Origin of the sequence: Paraburkholderia humisilvae (genome assembly GCF_902859855.1) — a bacterium.
Classification (GTDB): Bacteria; Pseudomonadota; Gammaproteobacteria; order Burkholderiales; family Burkholderiaceae; genus Paraburkholderia; species Paraburkholderia humisilvae.
The window spans coordinates 1-1,281 of sequence record NZ_CADIKH010000357.1 but is presented as its reverse complement, the minus strand read 5'-3'; the positions used below and the strand labels follow the sequence as shown (position 1 = coordinate 1,281).

2 protein-coding genes are annotated in these 1,281 nt (G+C 55.8%); both read left to right on the top strand.

All coding sequences use genetic code 11. The annotated features are described in order from the left end of the window. The first annotated feature begins 197 nt into the window (after window positions 1–197). The gene (locus HV796_RS42505) at window positions 198–452 is read left to right on the top strand and encodes an AbrB/MazE/SpoVT family DNA-binding domain-containing protein (protein ID WP_175233585.1); all 255 of its coding nucleotides are present in this window, start codon (window positions 198–200) and stop codon (window positions 450–452) included. Then, complete coding sequence (locus HV796_RS42500) at window positions 452–814, top strand: type II toxin-antitoxin system PemK/MazF family toxin (protein ID WP_175233584.1); 363 nt, start codon at window positions 452–454, stop codon at window positions 812–814. The genes HV796_RS42505 and HV796_RS42500 overlap by 1 nt, the downstream gene beginning before the upstream one ends. Window positions 815–1,281 lie beyond the last annotated feature (467 nt).

Below are 1,281 nucleotides of genomic sequence, written 5' to 3'. Positions count from 1 at the left end.
ATGCCGTCCACTGAACAGCCCCTCCAGACCTTTTCGCTTGCTCATCACCGGCTACCAGTTTGATGGCCGGCTACTTTAACCGATTCACCGAAACTATTTGCACCAGAGCCCAGTGGGGTACGTTTGCCGTTTAAACACGTTGAAACTTTCTGCGATTGCGTATATACTCGTTTATACGTTCTATGGAGGTTCGCATCATGGCAAAAACAGCGACGCTCACGATCCAGCAGTGGGGGAACAGCCTGGCTGTCCGCATTCCCGCCGCTGTTGCGCGCTCGGCGCATTTCGAGGTCGGTCAGGAGGTCGAGGTAACGACCGACGAGGTTGGTGTGACGGTGAAGCCGGTCGGTCCGCGCAAGCTCACGCTTGCGGAGAAACTGGCGCGGTTTGATCCCGCTAAGCATGGCGGTGAGGCGATGGCAACGGGCCGTGTCGGCGCGGAGGTTTTCTGATGGCGGTTGCTTTGTGGGTGCCGGATCGGCGCGACATTATCTGGATTGACTGCAATCCGCAGGTCGGCCGTGAGATGAAGGATATGCACCCGATGCTGGTCCTGTCACCGAAGCCGTTCAATGAACGAACAGGCATCGTTATTGGGCTGCCGATGACGACGGCACAATACAACGACACGAATCCGTTTGCAATCAAGTTCGAGGGGCCGAAGAAAATCATCAGCTATGTACTTGGACACCAACCCAAGTCGTTCGACTGGCGTGCGCGAGCCGCAAAGGCCCATCCGTGGAAGCGCGTACCCGATGAAGTTTTCGCGGCAGCGTGTGAACTGTTGAACCAGATCATCGCCATCTGTGACTAGGAAAAGCACGGATCTAGCGCAAAAATGAGCGAATCCCTAATTGTCGCAATAGGCGATATGTTTAGTTTGACAAATGTGCCTGGGGGAAACGTCGCGGGGTACGCACTAAAGCAGTTGTTCGCGAAGAGGCTCGATAGCGCCAGGGAGATACTCCTAGAGGAACTTGCGCGCGGTGACATACGGGTGAGTGAGGGTGATCTCGAAGAGGGTGTGGCCATCGTATACCGATTCTTGCGAGCGGCGCAGGAGGGCACCGCACGGGTCAACCTACGACTGCTGTCCCAAGTCATCGCGAAACAAGCGTGGCAAGGCACAATGAAGGCCGACGAGTTTTTGGGCTCTGGTGCAAATAGATGGAGTTATTGTCGAAAGTGGTGTACGTGGGGGTCGAGGGGAATTTGAGAGGGCGGTGGCGGTTTAGCTGAGAATGTTGCTTGTCGAAGGCATAACCAGCGAACCCGGCAAGG

Bases quoted from the DNA above. Each gene is read 5' to 3' on its own strand.
- HV796_RS42505 (WP_175233585.1), top strand. From the start codon at position 198: ATGGCAAAAACAGCGACGCTCACGATCCAGCAGTGGGGGAACAGCCTG.
- HV796_RS42500 (WP_175233584.1), top strand. From the start codon at position 452: ATGGCGGTTGCTTTGTGGGTGCCGGATCGGCGCGACATTATCTGGATT.